Raw genomic sequence first — 16,013 nt, forward strand, 5'->3', positions numbered from 1 at the left:
CAGCGCAACATCAACGTTGGCCCAGACTCTGGGCGACGCGGGTGATGAGATCGACGGCCAGCAGCCGATCGTTCTCGATCTCGGCGGGCTCGCGCTGCGCCAGCACCTGCACGGCATGATGCAGACGATGGATTTCTTCGGCGTAGATGGCCCGCCAGTCGGAATCGGGGGCTTCGATGCGCTCGCGGTTGAAGGTGCGCGACAGAATCACGCTGGTCGAACCCAACCGCAGATGCTCGCCCAGCACCACGCGTCCGGGAAGCAGGCCTTCGTCCAGCCGGGCGATGCCGCCGAAGCCGAAGCGTTTGCCCTGCTGCTGCGCCACGGCGGCGACGCGATCGACCACGCCGTCCGCCAGCGGCTGGAACATGAACCGCAGGCCCAGTTCTCGGTGCAGATCGTTGAGACCGACGTAGATTTCGTCCAACGCGTCCAGACCCGCCCACTGCGGCAGGCTTTGCAGCGCATTGCGGGTTTCGAGCAGGGCGATGGTCTGGGCACGACCGGCCACCAGGGCGACGAACTGAGCCACGGCGTCGGCACTGCGGAACATCGGCAGCATGAGGTGGCTGGCGCCGCTGGCGATGGCCAGATCGATCTCGTTGGCGCTGGCCTCATGCAGGGGATTGATGCGCACGATCAGCGCCGCCTTCGGCACGGCCTGACGCACGCGGGCCACGTCCTGCGGAACATGGTCGGAAATGAAGGTGCCCAAGCCGCCCTGGCGCTCCTGCTTGCCGTGCTGCTCCAGATCGACCATGATGCGCGATACGCCGCAGCCCACGGCGAAAGCGGCAAAGTCGGGATCGTTGGTGATTTGGATGAAGTCCATCTTGAGCAAGGTTCAGGCAGCGCGGCGTAGCCGACGGGAAGTGTAGCGATCGCGCACCAGCCGTCCCAGCGGATCGAAGCGCAGCAAGGCCCACACGCCAGCTGCGAACAGCACCGCGGCCAAGGCCAGATCCAGCGCCCAGGGCAGCGGCATCAATCGCAGCGCAGCGCCTGCCGCCGCCAGCACCAGCAGCGCCGCCAGCAGCACTCCCGCGTTGCGCCACTGCGCATCGGCCTGATGCCGCGCCAGCCGCCACCACAGCACCGCGGTGGCCGCCCCCCAGGCGGCGCCATACGCCGCCAAGCCGCGCCAAGACGTGACCGGCAGCAGGGCGCCAGCGAGGGCGAGCGCGGCGAGCCCCGCGCCGTAACCCAGCACCTGATCGGCGATACGGCGGTGGCTGTTTAGCCGCGTGGCCAGTACCAGTTGCGCAGCCTGCAGCGGCAACAACAGCAAGATCCAGCGCATGGCTTCGGTGATCTGCTGCTGCGCCTCGGCGGTCATGCGGCCCCAGCCGAACAGCAGGCGAATGACGCCCGGCGCCGCCACCATGCCCGCCAGCGCGATGAGAGCGGAAAGCCACAGCATCGCCCGCAGCCATTGGCGCGTCTCCAACTGCGCGCGGGCGGAATCGCCCTGGCTTTCCGCAGCGCTCAGACGCGCCAGCGCCAGCGCCGAAGCGACCGCGAAAACGGTATGCAGCGGCAACTCGCCCACCCGCTGCGCATACTGAAACACCCCGAGTTGCCCCGGCCCCGCATCCGACATCAGGGCGCGCGCCGCCAGGGTGTAGAGCACCGTCAGCCCGGAGGCCGCGAGCGCCAGAGCGAGCGCGTGCAGGCTGGCGGCGTCCGGCCAGGTGCGGCCCGGTGCCGCTGCGGGCAGCGCGGCGCGACTGGCCCTGCGCATCAGCAGCAGTCGCGCCAGCGCCGCGATCACCACCCCGCCGGCCACCCAGGCGAACTGGCCGGTTTGCGCCGCAACGATCAGTCCGCCGATCAGTCCGAGGTTGAACACCACCTGGCCCGTGTACTGCCACTGCAAGCGCCCCTGGGCCTGCAGCATGGCGTTACCCACCATCGCCACCGCCCCGGCAGGCAGGGCGACCAGGGCCGACCACCCCAGCGTCTGCGCCGCCAGCGCCGCCTCCGGTGCATTCAGCCCGGGGGCGAGCAGATGCACGATCGCAAGCCGCTCCCACCACACGACCATGCCCGCCAGGATGAACAGCAGGGCAGCCAGCCGCGACCAGCGCGCGCCCTCCGCCGAGATATGCGCCGCACCGCGCCCGGCCATGCGCGGCACCATCACGGCCGGAATGGCCGCCCCCCACAGCAGACTCACCGCGAGATCGGGAAAGGACAGCACCACCAGCGCGGCGTCGGCGTGGCCGCTCAGGCCGAATTGCGTGGCCACCACCACGTCACGCACCAGCCCCAGCAGGCGGCTGGCCGCCAGAAGCAGCAGGCTGAGCGAGAAAATACGCAACATCGACATGGACGGGCATTGTGCCTGCGACAGCCTCCTAGGCCGATGGGAAACACAAGGGGGCTTTACGCGCTCATCGAAGTATGTCTATAATTCCGCTCTTTAGCGCCCGTAGCTCAGCTGGATTAGAGTACTTGGCTACGAACCAAGGGGTCGTGGGTTCGAATCCTGCCGGGCGCACCAGTTTTATCAAGCAAATCAAGGCATTAGAGAACAAGCCCACACTAACAATGTGGGCTTTTTTTCGCCTGTTGAGGGGTGTATTTCCCCCGGATTCCCCTTAGATTCCCCCAAACTGCACCAAAGCAACCCCGTGCTGGACACCCCTGGATTCCCCCTCCATGAGGATGCGGTTGTCGGGCCGGAGCCTGTTGCGCTTCGCCTATCCCGATGAGCGTGGACGACTCGGCATCCCCAGAGTAGGATGCAATCCTATTGATTTGTTTGGAGGTCACGATGCGAACCACGCAACAACTGAGCATCACCCTGCCGAATGACATGGCCGATGTGGTTAAAACCAAGGTGCGTACCGGCGAGTACGCCAGCGAAAGCGAAGTCATCCGTGATGGTTTACGGGCGCTGCTGGCACGGGACCGCGCCGTCGCTAGCTGGCTGCAGCAGCAGGTCGGACCGGCCTACGACGCACTCAAGGCAGACCCATCCCGCGCCGTGACGGTGGACCAGGTGCGCGCCCGCCTTGCCGCAGAACATGCCAAGGCCCGATGAGGTATCGCGTTGTCTTCACCCCTGAAGCCGAGGAACAGCTTGCAGCGCTGTATGGCTACATTGCCGCTGCCGCTTCACCCGACATCGCAGCGCGTTATACCGAGGCGATCGTGAGCTACTGCGAAAGTCTGTGCACGTTCCCCCTTCGCGGCACGATGCGCGACGACATCCGGCCTGGCCTGCGCATCACCCACTACAAAAAGCGCACCGTGATTGCGTTCGATGTAGAAGCCGATCAAGTCTCCATCATGGGCGTGTTCTACGGTGGCCAAGATTACGAAGCCCTCTTGCAGAATGACTCCGAAGACGGCTCGACGCAGGACACCTCCTGATCAATACGCTGGGCCGCCCCCAGTGTTTCTCAGCCCCCGATGCCCGGCCCGCTGCGCTGCCGCTGCCGGGTAGCGATCGCCACATCCCCCATGAACCCGGCATAACGCCCGCCGAGCACCTTGCGGCTGTGCGCGTTGGCGGCGGCCGCGTCCCCGCCCTGGCGCTCGATGCGCTCCATGCCGGTCATCCACCGCGCCACGGCCTGCTGCCGTGCCTGCGCCGTGGCCGCGTTCTGCCAGGCGTGCAGCGCCGCATCCACCTCCGGGAATGTTGGCTGCCCGGCGGCCTTGGCGTGCCCGCCGTGTGCCAGTAGCTCGGCGGCGGCCTCAAACTGCCCGGCGCGTGCCAGTATCTCGGCCACGCGCTGCTGCCGCTGCCTGGCCTCTGCATCCATCTCCGCCTGAGTGACGGGCCGCACCACAAAGGGCGACGGGCGCTCCTGCTGCATCTTCGCCCGCTCGTCGGCCACGACGTGCTGCAAATCAGCATCCTCCACCTCGATCCCCAGCCGCACCGCCTGCCTGGCGGCGCGTTCCCGGAATTCGGCGCTGCCGGTGATGTCCACCTTGCCGCCGAACTTCTGCGCCGCCATGCGCAAGGCGGCTTCCAGGCTTTCGTCGCTCTTGTCGTGCATCACGATGCGCGGCCCGGTGTCGGTGAACTTCTCCCGCCCGTCCGCGCCCCGATACAGCACAAGCTGCCGCCGGGTGTCGATCTGCGCATCAAACCCGGCCAGACTGAGCTTGCGCAGCGGGTCGAGTTCTTCCCCTTCGATGCCGTCCATGGCTTTGTTCTTGTGGCGCTGCTCGCGATAGCGAATGCCGCGCAGCGCGGCATTGGCCGCTTCATCACCACGCTCGGCCTCACGCTCCAGCCACTTGCGCCAGACCTCCTGTTTCGGCAATCGCGCCGAGAGCGCCTTGCGCTCTGCCGCCTGGCGCTTCTGCAAGGCTTCACGTTCCTGCGCTGCTCTGAGCGCCCACAGCGACTGCACCACCGCCAGCGGCTGGCCGGTCTGCCGTGCCTGCTCGGGCAGGGCCTTGCGTTCCTGCCGCAGCATGCTGGCCAACTCCTGCCGCTGCGCGCGGTGCTGCTGCACCAGCGCCGCCCGCTGTGCAGGCCGTGCCTGCCGGGCCGTGTCCTGCTCAGCCTTGAACCGCCCGGCCAGCGCCTTGCGTGCCGCTGCCCGCTGCGCCCGCCGCGCCGTGCGTTCCTCCGATTCCACCCCGCGCCGGGCGCTCTGCCCGGTGCCCAGTGCCTTGTCCGCGTCGAGCGCCTTCTGATAGGACACCCCCGCTGCGGGGAGCGGCCCCTGTGGCGGCTGATACGCCCCCAGGCGCTTCTCCAGCGCCGCCTTGCTCGCCCAGCGCCCCATCTGCGACGCCTTGGCCGCCAACACTCGCCCATCGTCCATCGTGGTGGTGATGACCATGCCCGATCCCTTAGGCTGGATCGCCAGCCCATAGCGCGCCGCCTGCTGATGCACCCGCTCCCAGGTCGCCCCCGGCGTGTCGATGACGGCTTTGATCGCCTTGGCTGGCCCGCCTGCCGCCCATTCCTGGAACGATAGCGCGCCGCCCTCCCGGTGCGCTGCCGCCGCTGCGCCGGGGGAGAGGTGCGGGCCGTCCTGGCCGATGCCGCGCGCCCTGCGCTCGGCGCGGCTCAGGCGCGTGATGCTGCCGTCCTGCACGACGTGCGGGCCGGGGCTGTGTCGCCATCCCTGCTGCACCTCGATCTCACGCATCGCGCGGTCGAGAATCAGCCAGTCGCGCCGGGGCACCTCTGCCGTGCGCCCGTCGGCATGCACCCGGTTCACGACCAGGTGCACATGGTCATGCTCGGTGTCACGGTGAATGGCCCACACCGCCTGATGCCCCTCGAAGCCCAGGGCCTTCATGACATGCGCGCACGCCTGCTGCATTTGCTTGGTCGTGGGATGCTCAGCACCCTGCCAGGCCAGCACGGCGTGATAGACCGGGCTGCTGCGGCCCGGCCTACGGGCAGCGGCGGCTGTGGCATCGAGGATGCCCACGGCCAGCGCACGATCTTGCGCATCTGACAAAGGGCAGTCCAGTCCGAGCGTGCCCATCTCCGGGCGCGGCTCGTCGGCCTGCTCTGGGTTGTCGCGGGCGATATAGCGCACTGCTTCGCCAAAGCCCCGCGCCGGGGACTTACGGGCGATGACCTTGGCGAGCATGCGCCATCTCCTCGATGCTGCGCACCGCGCGCTGCCAGTCGGCCAGCGCCTGCGCCGTGGGCTGTGCCGACAGTGCCCCCTGTGCGCTCAGATGCTTGAGCAGCCCCCCTTGCCGCCGCAGTTCGGCTTGCAGGCTTTGTAGCCGGGGCAGATAGACATCACCGCCCAGGGCCTTGGTGCGCAGGTAGGCGCTGACCGTCAGCAGGGCGGCATCGGCAGCCTGGCGGATCAGCATGGCTTCTTCGGGCGTGACGCGCAGCGTCAGCATGGCACTGCGCTCACGCATGGCGGTCATGCTCCCCGATGAACTTGGCCTGCGTCTCCGGCGGCATCTCCAGCGCCTTGCGGAAGATGTAGTCGTCGTCGGACTCGTCGAACCGCTGGTCGGAGTAGTCCGCCCAGTCGGGCAGGATGGTGTTGGCGAACTTGGAGTGCTGAACCGGTTTGCCCGCCGGGACAGGCTTGGCCTTTGGGCCGCGCAGCGAGCGGGGCGCAGCAGGTCGCGAAGCATCTGCCGCGCCCCGCTCAGGCGGTGTGGCCCTGGACGGTGCATCGCTCCTGGCACCTAGCTGCGTTGTCTCAGAGGTCGGCTTGGCAGGTTGCTCTGCCGGTGCCGGTGTCTGCTGTGCGATCTGCTCCGGGAGTGCGCGATGAATGGCTGCTTCCAGCACCGCCGGGCGCACCTCCAGACCGGGTGCAATCAAACGTGCATAGCGAGCGATGGAAATGCCACGGCTTCGCAGCTCGCGGATGTCGTCGATGTGGGCGCGCACGAACGTATCGCAAAGTGCGCTTGCGCCGGTGCGCTTGGCTTTCAGTTGTTGCGTCAAATCGGCAGCAGCTTTGAGCCGGTCGAGTGGCGTTGATTTTTTGACCATCATCTACTCCTTTTGTGTGAGTCACGCAGTGCCGAACGCGGCAAAACTCGGGTGTCGGGCGCAGCCTGACCAGGTGGCCGGGATGCACAGCGCGCAAGCGCCGTGTCATACCCGGCCCTACCTTGCCCCTGTTCACATGACTCTGCGACGCGGGGACAAGCTGTGCCCTCTTTGACTCTGCTTGGCGCGTTCATTTGCCGTCCTCGTCGGTCTTTCGGTCGGGACAGTTGCGCGCATCCGTGCGGCCCGGCATGGTGCGGTGTCCAGGGTTGACACTGCGCCACAGCAAGGGATGCCCGGCCTGGCATTGCGGCGTGCGGTTGCCGGGACGCGGCAGGGTGGACAGAGACCGGCAATCCCAGCACCAGCGCACACGCTCGATCAGGGCCTTTGCCTGCACACTAGTGGCGTCTGTTGCATCGGGTAGCTCGGGTCTCGTCCACCGCGCAGGCCACGCTTGCGGATAGCTCTGCGGCCTGCCAATCGGCTCGACGGTCGCCAGCACGGTCAGCAGCCCGTCGGGGCGCTGCACGATCCACAGATCAGACTGCGCGGCGTCGATCAGCGCCAGCTCGTGCCAGCGAACGCCGGGATACCCGCTGTGCTCTTTCAGCAGGTCGGCCAGGCGCGGGGCGATGCCGCTGCTGGCGTCGTTAGCTGGTGGCTTTTGCGTTGCCTGCCCGCTTGCGACACCTGCGACACTTGCGACACCCAGGCGGGAATTCCCTTGCGTTGCCCCTTGCGACAGTTGCGACAGTTGCGACAGATCGGGCCGGGGTCTGCATTGCGTCGCAGTTGTCGCAGTTGTCGCAGGGGATGGAGCACCCCAAATCCTCTTCACCAGATCAGCGGCGCGCATGGTCAACCCCTGATGCTTTGACGTTGCCGCCGTCGAGTTCCACCAGTCCGACGGATTCCAGCAGATCAATGGCCGCATTGCGTCGGTCGAGCGTGCGCAGGCTGTTCGGGCCGAGTCTGGACAGATCGCGCAGGCTCACCCAGCCCACTCGCTCCACCAGCCAGCGATACAAGGTCAGGGCGCGTGCTGGCGCTGGGTCTGCCCTGCCTGCCAGCGCCGATTGCCAGTTGTCCAGGCTATGCGCGGCCAGCGCAGCACCACAAGCGGCGGTCTGATCGTCGATCACATCCTGCCCTGCGTAGCAGGCCAGCACCCCGGCAATGCGGCATGCCTGCTCGGTGGCGCGCAGGGCAAAGGGCTGCACATCGCGCAGCGCGCCTTGCCTGCCTTCAATCTCCATGCTCTCGAAAAACGCAGCCATGCGGTCGGTCGCCTCCGCGTCGAGTTCGATCACCGGCAGGGGGTCGCAATCGTCAGGCATGGGCAGCGCCAGCAAGCGGCGGCAGGCCTGCCAGTAGTCCAGGATCGCGGCGCTTTCCTCGGGTCGCCACGGTTTGAAGGTGCGCGGTTCAAGCGGCGCAGGCCAGGCCAGCAGGAAGCGCGGCCAGAATCCAATGCCCGATAGGGTTTCGTCGGCCAGCACATCGCCGAGTGCAGCGGGCTGGATCAGCAGGTGAGCGGACAGGCGCACCCCGTAACGCTCGGTGCGGCCTCCACCGGCTCGCACCACGGACAGATGCCCTCTGTCCCACAGCCCGCACAGATTCGCGGCGGTCTTGGTGCGATGCTCCGCCGTCATGGCATGCCCGGCCAGCACAGCCCCCGCCTCGGTCGAGAAGATGCCTTGCGCAGCGACACCCTCGGCAAAGCTCCTGCGCATGCCCTCGATCGTCAGATCAGCGGCGATGCGATATGGGGCCGGGCCGGGCGGCTCGGGCGCTGGGTCGCCCTTCTTGCGGCTCGATTTGGCCTCCTCGAATGCGGCCAGGTCTGCGGCGTAGCGTCGGCCTTCCTCGCGCTGCATGTCGTGGATCGGGCGAGTTGCCGGTCGGTCTGCGCTGTCCTTGCCGTCCCCAGAGTTCGCAACGGTCAGGGCGTACAGACTCAGGGGCGCGGTGTTGCCTGAGAGCGTGCGCACATTCGCCACGGCCTGCGCCAGCAACGCGGCAGCAGCCAGCAGCGATTGCCCAGCCATCGCGGGCGACACTTGCGCGCCTTCGGCCAGGTCGCGCGCGGCTTCGGCCAGCGGGCCGAGAGCGTCGAGCGGATACGGCGCGTCGGTGCCGCTCTCTGGTGGCAGCAGCAGGGCGCGGGCGCGTTCCAATGCTTGCGACACCGGCAGCGGCGGCAGAGGATCGGGCGCTGTCGCAGATGTCGCAACTGTCGCAGGGATGGAGCAAAAGGAAACCGCGTCGATATTGGCTTGCACCCTGACTTCTTTGATTTCGAGCAGATCAGGCATGACTGCGGCCCTCCAGGTAGATCGCGGCATCGTTGATGTCGCTGGCCTCGATGGGGATGCCGTCAGGCCAGATCGGGCGGGCAACCTTGCCGCCTACGGCAGCAGCGGCGGCGCGCGCTTTGGTGAGTCCCGGATTGCCGGGCGTCAGCCGGTCGTCGTCGGCGACGATCACGATCTGCGCGGCGGGAAACTTCGCCCGGATTGCGCGTGCGACCGGCTCCAGGTTGCCCGCGTCGATTGCGGCCAGCACGCATGCGCCGGGGAACTGTGACGCGGCGGTCGAGCATGTTGCAAAACCCTCTCCTATGACGATCAGGTCGGCAGGCAGCGCACCAGCCACGGCGATGAAGTGCCCGCGCTTTGCGCCTTCAGTCAACATGCGCTTGCTGCCGTCCGCAGCGATGAATTGCAGGCTCCGGGTGTTGCCTTCCGCGTCCTCGATACGCAGCACCAGCAGATTGCCAGACTGGCGCGCATTGCCGGGCGCGATGCGCTTGCGCACCAGATAGGGATGCGCAGCATTTGCTGGCGCTGCCTTTTCCCACAGCATCGCAGCGCGCTCTGCGGCGGCGTGCTGATCGGCTTCGCGCTGGCGCTGGGCTTCGGCCTTGGCTTGCCGGATCAGCCGGAAATGCTCGTCCCTCTCCTGCCGAGTCATGCGAGCGATGGATTTGGCGATCCAGGTGATGGTCACGCCAGATTTCCAGTTCCCGGCTGCTCCGTGGTTATGGTGCAGCACGGCCCAGCCGTTACGACTGCCGCGCCGGTCACCCTCCACGTCGAATCGGCGCAGAGCGCCGTCGGCAACGATCACGCCAGGATCAGCTGGTGCGATCCCGTGCGCGCGCATCGCGCTGGCGAAAGCGTCCTCTGCGCCGGGCATCATGACGCACTCCCGATCAGCGCGGCCTTGCGCGGGCGCCCGCGTCTGCGTGGAGCGGGTGCGTGGTCAGCATGGATCCCGGCGCTCTGCGGTGGCGCGTCAGCCTTTGCTGCAGCGCTCTTGCTCGCCAGCCACGCCGCCAAGTCGGGCAGCATGACGGCGACGCGCCCGCCGATACGCGTCGTAGGCGGAAAATCTCCACGCTCGCGGCGGCGTTGAGCCGCCTTAATCGTAGAAAAACTCAAAATCTGTTGGAGCAGGGGATCATGCAACGGCATGACCATGGGGTAGCCCTGTGCCAGCAACGCATCGAATAGCGCTTGCGCGCCAATAGAAAATGACGACATGTCGTCCTCCGGCGAGTGACGCTGCTCGGGTGGGGCGACGCGGGCTGCAGGACGCAGCGAAAGATGGGGGATGACAGCCCGCGTCAGGCGCGGGCGATGGGGGCCGGGATGACGCGGGCGGTCAGGGCAATATGGACGATGCGGCGATGGCCGCAGCGTGCGGTCCGGCGGTTGGCCGACTGGCGTGTCAAGCCTTGCAGACGCTGCAAAATGCCCAACAGCGTGATGGCCACGCTGACCGCATAGCTTCGCGCGGCCAGCAAAGACGCCACCATCATGGCGACATTGGCACGGGCTGACTCAGTCTTTTGACGAGACCAAAGTCGCAGGGAAGTGCCGTAAGTTTGTTCGCCTGCAAAGAGGGCCGTCATCAGCGCAATGATCCCGCAAGCTGCGCCAGCCAGAATCGCACCGCCACCTGTTAACAAAACCAAACCGACGCCACCGCCCAACAGCGCGCCAACCATGGCGTGTTTGCGATTGATGGGCCGCTCGACTGCGGCGCGGGCAGCGAGAGCAATAGTTCGGATGACTTCCATACACCAAATGTAGGGGATGGTGCAGCCCGAAGCAATACAGGTAGTGCCGCAAGCCGTGTTGTGTTGTTTCCAAGCCGCAGAGTCACGCAGAGGCATGGGGCAAGGTAGGGCCGGGTATGACACGGCGCTTGCGCGCCGTGCATTCCCGGCCACCTGGTCAGGCTGCGCCCGACACCCGAGTTTTGCCGTGTTCGGCACTGCGTTTCTCACACTGGTTTTTGGAGTCACTGCAGGATGAAAAGTCTGGGGATGGTCTGACGTTTGACTCCCTAGAATCCCTCGCACCATCACCCCCGTACAAACGCACCCATGACCCCCTTATCCAGCCTGCTCGACACCTACCGTGCTGCGGCCCAGTCCGAACGCGAAAAAGGCAACTACTTCGAGAGGCTGGTCAAGGCATACTTACTGAGCGAACCCGCCTACCGGGACTTGTTCGGCGGCAAGGTCTTCCTGTGGGAAGAGTGGCGCGCCGAGTGCAGGCGGCAGGGACAGGCTGATCCAGGGGCAGATGCGGGCATCGACCTGGTGGCGGTCGAAGACGTTGCGGACAACCCGCGCATCTTTGCTATCCAGGCCAAGTTCTATGCCGAGGATTCCAAAATCCGCAAGGACGATGGCATCGACTCGTTCTTCTCCGCGATGGGCAAAAAGCCCTATACCGACGGCCTGCTGTTCCTCACCAGCTACACCGCCAGCCAGCATGTCAACGCCCTGGTGCAACAGCGTGACAAGCCGGTGCAAATCATCACCCTTTATGACCTGGAGTCCAGCCAGATCGACTGGGCGCGTTACCAGCCCGATCAGGCACCACAGCTCAAGCCGAAAAAGCAACTCCGCGACCACCAGAAAACCGCGTTGGCCAAGGTAGTTGCCGGGTTGACAGATGCCGACCGGGGCAAACTCATCATGGCCTGCGGCACCGGCAAGACCTACACCGCCCTGAAAATCGCCGAAGCCATGGCGGGCGCGGGCAAGCAGGTGCTGTTTCTCGTGCCCAGTCTCAACCTGCTGTCGCAGACCCTGACTGAATGGACGCAGGAATCCGCTGTGCCGCTGCACAGCTACGCCGTTTGTTCCGACGAAGACGTGGGCAAGAAGCGCCAGGATGGCGACGATTACCAGACCCTGATCCACGAACTGCGTTACCCGGCCACGACCGACGCCGCGCGCCTGGCGCAGGCCATCGCGGCGCGTCACGACCCCAGTCACATGAACGTTGTGTTCAGCACCTACCACTCCATCGACGTGCTGCACCGTGCCCAGCACACCTTCGGCCTGGGGGCTTTCGATCTGGTGATCTGCGACGAAGCCCACCGCACGACGGGTGCGACGTTTGGCGATGATGACGAATCCGCTTTCGTGCGCGTGCACGACGCCGATTACCTGCGCGGCGCCAAGCGCCTGTATATGACCGCCACACCGCGCATCTATGGCGAAGGTGCCAAGAGCAAGGCCGACAAGGAAAACGTCGTCCTCTGCTCGATGGACGATGAAGCCCTGTACGGTCGCGAGCTGTATGTCATCACCTTCTCCGAGGCGGTGAGCCGTGGCCTGCTGGTCGATTACAAGGTCATCGTGCTGGCGGTGGAAGAAGCCCACATCAACCGCCGCCTGCAAAACCTGCTGGCCGATGAAAGCAACTCCCTCAAGGTGGACGACGCTGCACGCATCGTCGGCTGCTGGAAGGCGCTGTCCAAGCAGGATTTGAGCGAAGACCTCATCGGCGACGCCGCGCCGATGAAACGCGCTGTCGCTTTCTGCCAGGTCATCGAAGTGCAGAAAGGCGGCAAGGTTCACAAGGTCAGCTCCAAGCAGATCAAGGCCATGTTTCAGGCCGTGGTCGAGGCCTATCAGGAGCAGGAGCACGCCTCAGGCGACACCGGCGATCAGCCTGCCGTGGCGCTGACCTGCGAAGCCGAGCATGTGGACGGCGGCATGAATGCCAGCCAGAAAGAAGCCAGGCTGGAATGGCTCAAGGCCGAAACGCCCGACAACACCTGCCGCATCCTCAGCAATGTGCGCTGTCTATCCGAAGGGGTGGACGTGCCCGCCCTCGACGCCGTGCTCTTTCTCGCCCCGCGCAATTCGCAGGTGGACGTGGTGCAGTCGGTTGGGCGCGTCATGCGCAACGCGCCAGGTAAAAAGCGCGGCTACGTCATTCTGCCCGTCGTCATCCCCGCTGGCGTGGAGCCGCACGAGGCGCTGAATGACAACAAGACCTACGCCGTGGTCTGGCAGGTATTGCAGGCGCTGCGCTCGCACGACGATCGCTTTGATGCCTTCATCAACAAACTCGATCTGATCGGCAAAGACCCCAGCAAGATGGAAGTCATCGCCATCACCGACAAAATCCAAAAACCCGCAGCCAAGACGACACCTGAGCAGCGCAAGCGCAACAAGAACAGCGGGCGGGGCCAGCACACCATCGGCCAATCCAACACCGAGCATCCCGAGCAGGTGCAGGCCGAACTGCAATTCGAAATCGGCGAAATCGAGCGGGCGCTGTATGCCCGGCTGGTGCAAAAGGTCGGCAACCGCCATCACTGGGAAGACTGGGCCAACGACATCGCCAAGATCGCCCGCACGCACATCGACCGCATCCACGCCATCCTCGAAAACCCCGCGCACACCGCCGAGCGCGCAGCCTTCTCCGCCTTTGCCAAGGAACTGCGCGACGATCTCAACGACAGCATCACCGATGATGAAATCATCGAAATGCTCGCCCAGCATCTCATCACCAAGCCGGTGTTCGACGCGCTGTTTGAAGGCTACAGCTTCGCCAGCCAAAACCCCATGAGCCAGGCCATGCAGGCCGTGCTCGACCAGTTGCAGGAACATCGCCTGGACAAAGAAGCCGACACGCTCCAGTCCTTCTACAACAGCGTGAAACTGCGCGCGGCGGGCATCGACAACGCGCAAGGCAAGCAGAAGATCGTCGTCGAGCTGTACGACAAATTCTTTGCCAATGCCTTTCCGCGCTTGCGTGACAAGCTCGGTATCGTCTACACCCCGGTCGAAGTCGTGGACTTCATCCTGCACAGCGTGGCCCACTTGCTGCAAAGCGAATTCGGGCAAACGCTGGGCAGCCCCGGCGTGCATATCCTCGACCCCTTCACCGGCACGGGCACCTTCATCACCCGGCTGCTGCAAAGCGGACTGATCGCGCCCGAGCAATTGCCCGCCAAATACAAGGCTGAAATCCACGCCAACGAAATCGTCCTGCTCGCCTACTACATCGCCGCCATCAATATCGAAGCCGTGTATCACGGCATTGTTGGCGGCGAGTACCAGCCTTTCGAGGGGATCTGTCTCACCGACACTTTCCAGCTCTACGAAAAGGAAGACCTGGTCGATGCCCTTCTGGAAAAGAACAGCGCACGGCGCAAGCGGCAGAAGGAACTCGACATCCGGGTGATCATCGGAAATCCGCCGTATTCCATCGGGCAGAAGAGCGAGAACGACCACAACGATAACGTCGAATACCCGCACCTGGACGGACGCATCCGCAGCACCTATGCCGCGCGCTCCAAAGCCACGCTGTCGAAAGGCTTGTACGACAGCTACATCCGCGCATTCCGCTGGGCTTCCGACCGCATCGGCGATAGCGGCATCATTGGCTTTGTCACCAATGCCGGGTTCCTCGAAGCCAACACCGCCGACGGCTTGCGCAAGACGCTGGTGGAAGAGTTTTCCAGTCTGTATGTGTTTCACCTGCGTGGCAATCAACGCACCGCTGGCGAGCTATCGCGGCGCGAGGGCGGCAAGATTTTTGGCAGTGGCAGCCGCGCGCCGATTGCCATCACCCTGCTGGTCAAGAACCCAAATGCTGCGCACCCCGGCCAGATTCAATTCCACGACATCGGCGACTACCTCAGCCGCGAAGACAAGCTGGACAAAATCGCCGCCTACGCCAGCGTCGCGGGCATTGCCGCAGCGGGTGGCTGGCAGACCATCACCCCAGACGCGCACGGCGACTGGCTCAAGCAGCGCGACGATGGCTTTGGTGAATTCGTCGTGCTGGGCGACAAAAAGGATGGCGGATTGCGCCTGTTTGAAAACTATTCGCAGGGGGTTCTGACAGCTCGCGACGCATGGTGCTACAACGCTTCCAAGTCAGCCGTGAGCGCCAACATGGCGCGCATGATCGCCTTCTACAACGCCGAGTCGGCGCGCTTCCAGCAGGCACACGGCCATCTGGACAAGAAGGCGCGCGACGCTCTGGTGGACGGTTTCATCGATACCGACCCTGCGCAAATCAGTTGGACGCGCTCGCTCAAGGCGGAATTGAGCAAAGGGCGGCAATTCATATTTGAACCCGCCAGTCTGATTCCCAGCCTGTACCGGCCTTTCACTAGGCAATGGCTTTATTTCGACCGGCGCTTCAACGAGATGGTGTACCAGATGCCGCGGATTTTTCCGGATGCGTCGGCGGAGAATGTCGCCATATGTGCGCTGGGAGCAGGTAGCAAAAAAGGATTTTCGGCGTTAATCACCGACACACTTCCCAATTACGACAACCTTGAAAAAGGTCAATGCTTTCCGCTGTATCTCTACGACACCGCAGGGGAAGATGAGGCTGAAGACGCGCCCGAAATGCCAAAGCAAGACCTGCTCTTTGCCAGCGAGAACAAGCCCACCAGCAGCCAGCGCACCCGCCGTGATGCGATCACGGACGCCGGGCTGGCACACTTTTGCGCAGCCTATCCGAATGAGGCGATCACCAAAGAGGATTTGTTCTACTACGTCTACGGCCTGCTGCATTCGCCCGGCTATCGCGAGCGCTACGCCGACAACCTTGCCAAGGAACTGCCGCGCATTCCGCGCGTGAAAACCCCTGCGGATTTCTGGGCGTTCTCCCAAGCCGGGCGCGACCTCGCTGCCCTGCACCTGAATTACGAAACCGTCGAGCCCTACCCCCTGCGCATCGAAAGCGGCGGCCAGCCGCTGACCGATGCCGATTACCGCGTCGAGAAGATGCGCTATGGCAAGGCCGACAAGGACAAAGACCTCACCACCCTGCACTACAACGACAAGATCACGCTCACCGGCATTCCGCTTGAAGCGTATGCGTATGTGGTCAACGGCAAGCCCGCGCTGGACTGGGTGGTCGAGCGTCAGGGTGTGAAAACCGACAAGGCCAGCGGCATCGTCAACGACGCCAACGCCTGGGCGATTGAAACCATGCACAACCCACGCTACCCGCTGGAGCTTTTCATGCGTGTGGTGACGGTGAGTCTGGAGACGATGAAGATCGTGCGTGGCTTGCCGGGCCTCGATGTGATAACCTCAAACTGACCCGGATCATTCCATGATCACGATTGGCATCGAGGGGGTCAACGGTCATGTTTGTCTGCATGGGGCGGGGAGTTCTTGATGATCCGCGCTCAGTCATTCCTCGCAAGCACTTTGGGGCGCACTTTGCCGGGCATGCGTAGTCTGATCGAACCCGCCGCCGTTTCCACTTCA

The 16,013-nt window shown here is 64.8% G+C and carries 13 protein-coding genes and 1 tRNA gene; 4 read left to right on the forward strand and 10 right to left on the reverse strand.

Translation table 11 applies throughout. The annotated features are described in order from the left end of the window. Positions 1 to 10 precede the first annotated feature (10 nt). Together B3H47_RS03960 and B3H47_RS03965 are read right to left on the reverse strand one after the other, a co-directional pair. Positions 11 to 832, reverse strand: coding sequence for an aldolase/citrate lyase family protein (locus B3H47_RS03960; RefSeq protein WP_286986132.1), 822 nt, complete (start codon positions 830 to 832; stop codon positions 11 to 13). Between the two features lie 12 nt (positions 833 to 844). Continuing rightward, positions 845 to 2,329, reverse strand: a complete 1,485-nt coding sequence (locus B3H47_RS03965; protein WP_286986133.1) for a lipid II flippase MurJ — start codon at positions 2,327 to 2,329, stop codon at positions 845 to 847. 96 nt (positions 2,330 to 2,425) lie between these two features. Here B3H47_RS03965 and B3H47_RS03970 point away from each other — a divergent pair. From B3H47_RS03970 to B3H47_RS03980, 3 genes are all read left to right on the forward strand, one after another. Beyond that, positions 2,426 to 2,503 (forward strand) — tRNA-Arg (locus B3H47_RS03970). Between the two features lie 273 nt (positions 2,504 to 2,776). Further along, on the forward strand, positions 2,777 to 3,046 hold the full coding sequence (locus tag B3H47_RS03975) for a ribbon-helix-helix domain-containing protein (protein WP_286986135.1): 270 nt from the start codon (positions 2,777 to 2,779) through the stop codon (positions 3,044 to 3,046). Then, on the forward strand, positions 3,043 to 3,378 hold the full coding sequence (locus B3H47_RS03980) for a type II toxin-antitoxin system RelE/ParE family toxin (protein ID WP_286986137.1): 336 nt from the start codon (positions 3,043 to 3,045) through the stop codon (positions 3,376 to 3,378). The genes B3H47_RS03975 and B3H47_RS03980 overlap by 4 nt, the downstream gene beginning before the upstream one ends. 29 nt (positions 3,379 to 3,407) lie before the next feature. Here B3H47_RS03980 and traI read toward each other — a convergent pair whose 3' ends face one another. From traI to B3H47_RS04020, 8 genes are all read right to left on the reverse strand, one after another. Next, complete coding sequence (gene traI, locus B3H47_RS03985) at positions 3,408 to 5,576, reverse strand: TraI/MobA(P) family conjugative relaxase (RefSeq protein WP_286986139.1); 2,169 nt, start codon at positions 5,574 to 5,576, stop codon at positions 3,408 to 3,410. Beyond that, entirely contained in the window at positions 5,551 to 5,862 is a 312-nt protein-coding gene (locus tag B3H47_RS03990) for a plasmid mobilization protein (protein WP_286986140.1), read from the reverse strand. The genes traI and B3H47_RS03990 overlap by 26 nt, the downstream gene beginning before the upstream one ends. Beyond that, entirely contained in the window at positions 5,855 to 6,454 is a 600-nt protein-coding gene (locus B3H47_RS03995; RefSeq protein WP_286986141.1) for a hypothetical protein, read from the reverse strand. The genes B3H47_RS03990 and B3H47_RS03995 overlap by 8 nt, the downstream gene beginning before the upstream one ends. A 190-nt stretch (positions 6,455 to 6,644) precedes the next feature. Next, positions 6,645 to 7,313 carry a hypothetical protein gene (locus B3H47_RS04000; RefSeq protein ID WP_286986143.1) on the reverse strand — a complete coding sequence of 223 codons (669 nt, stop codon included), beginning with the start codon at positions 7,311 to 7,313 and terminating at the stop codon, positions 6,645 to 6,647. Continuing rightward, positions 7,300 to 8,775 carry a DUF3987 domain-containing protein gene (locus tag B3H47_RS04005; RefSeq protein ID WP_286986144.1) on the reverse strand — a complete coding sequence of 492 codons (1,476 nt, stop codon included), beginning with the start codon at positions 8,773 to 8,775 and terminating at the stop codon, positions 7,300 to 7,302. The genes B3H47_RS04000 and B3H47_RS04005 overlap by 14 nt, the downstream gene beginning before the upstream one ends. Beyond that, positions 8,768 to 9,661 (reverse strand): toprim domain-containing protein, encoded by an 894-nt coding sequence (locus B3H47_RS04010; RefSeq protein ID WP_286986146.1) that lies wholly within the window; start codon positions 9,659 to 9,661, stop codon positions 8,768 to 8,770. Before B3H47_RS04010 ends, B3H47_RS04005 begins: the two co-directional genes overlap by 8 nt. Then, positions 9,658 to 10,005 (reverse strand): hypothetical protein, encoded by a 348-nt coding sequence (locus B3H47_RS04015; RefSeq protein WP_286986147.1) that lies wholly within the window; start codon positions 10,003 to 10,005, stop codon positions 9,658 to 9,660. The genes B3H47_RS04010 and B3H47_RS04015 overlap by 4 nt, the downstream gene beginning before the upstream one ends. 83 nt (positions 10,006 to 10,088) lie before the next feature. Next, complete coding sequence (locus B3H47_RS04020; RefSeq protein ID WP_286986149.1) at positions 10,089 to 10,472, reverse strand: hypothetical protein; 384 nt, start codon at positions 10,470 to 10,472, stop codon at positions 10,089 to 10,091. A gap of 381 nt (positions 10,473 to 10,853) precedes the next feature. Here B3H47_RS04020 and B3H47_RS04025 point away from each other — a divergent pair, with 381 nt between their 5' ends. Continuing rightward, positions 10,854 to 15,842: a DEAD/DEAH box helicase gene (locus tag B3H47_RS04025; protein ID WP_286986151.1), complete on the forward strand. Its 4,989-nt coding sequence runs from the start codon at positions 10,854 to 10,856 to the stop codon at positions 15,840 to 15,842. Positions 15,843 to 16,013 lie beyond the last annotated feature (171 nt).

It is taken from the genome of Thiomonas sp. UBA7699 (assembly GCF_002482605.1).
Taxonomy (GTDB): Bacteria; Pseudomonadota; Gammaproteobacteria; order Burkholderiales; family Burkholderiaceae_C; genus Thiomonas; species Thiomonas arsenitoxydans.

Bases quoted from the DNA above. Each gene is read 5' to 3' on its own strand.
- B3H47_RS03960 (WP_286986132.1), bottom strand. From the start codon at position 832: ATGGACTTCATCCAAATCACCAACGATCCCGACTTTGCCGCTTTCGCC.
- B3H47_RS03980 (WP_286986137.1), top strand. From the start codon at position 3,043: ATGAGGTATCGCGTTGTCTTCACCCCTGAAGCCGAGGAACAGCTTGCA.
- B3H47_RS04005 (WP_286986144.1), bottom strand. From the start codon at position 8,775: ATGCCTGATCTGCTCGAAATCAAAGAAGTCAGGGTGCAAGCCAATATC.
- B3H47_RS03995 (WP_286986141.1), bottom strand. From the start codon at position 6,454: ATGGTCAAAAAATCAACGCCACTCGACCGGCTCAAAGCTGCTGCCGAT.
- B3H47_RS04010 (WP_286986146.1), bottom strand. From the start codon at position 9,661: ATGATGCCCGGCGCAGAGGACGCTTTCGCCAGCGCGATGCGCGCGCAC.
- B3H47_RS04000 (WP_286986143.1), bottom strand. From the start codon at position 7,313: ATGCGCGCCGCTGATCTGGTGAAGAGGATTTGGGGTGCTCCATCCCCT.
- B3H47_RS04025 (WP_286986151.1), top strand. From the start codon at position 10,854: ATGACCCCCTTATCCAGCCTGCTCGACACCTACCGTGCTGCGGCCCAG.
- traI (WP_286986139.1), bottom strand. From the start codon at position 5,576: ATGCTCGCCAAGGTCATCGCCCGTAAGTCCCCGGCGCGGGGCTTTGGC.
- B3H47_RS03975 (WP_286986135.1), top strand. From the start codon at position 2,777: ATGCGAACCACGCAACAACTGAGCATCACCCTGCCGAATGACATGGCC.
- B3H47_RS03965 (WP_286986133.1), bottom strand. From the start codon at position 2,329: ATGTCGATGTTGCGTATTTTCTCGCTCAGCCTGCTGCTTCTGGCGGCC.
- B3H47_RS04020 (WP_286986149.1), bottom strand. From the start codon at position 10,472: ATGGTTGGCGCGCTGTTGGGCGGTGGCGTCGGTTTGGTTTTGTTAACA.
- B3H47_RS03990 (WP_286986140.1), bottom strand. From the start codon at position 5,862: ATGCGTGAGCGCAGTGCCATGCTGACGCTGCGCGTCACGCCCGAAGAA.
- B3H47_RS04015 (WP_286986147.1), bottom strand. From the start codon at position 10,005: ATGTCGTCATTTTCTATTGGCGCGCAAGCGCTATTCGATGCGTTGCTG.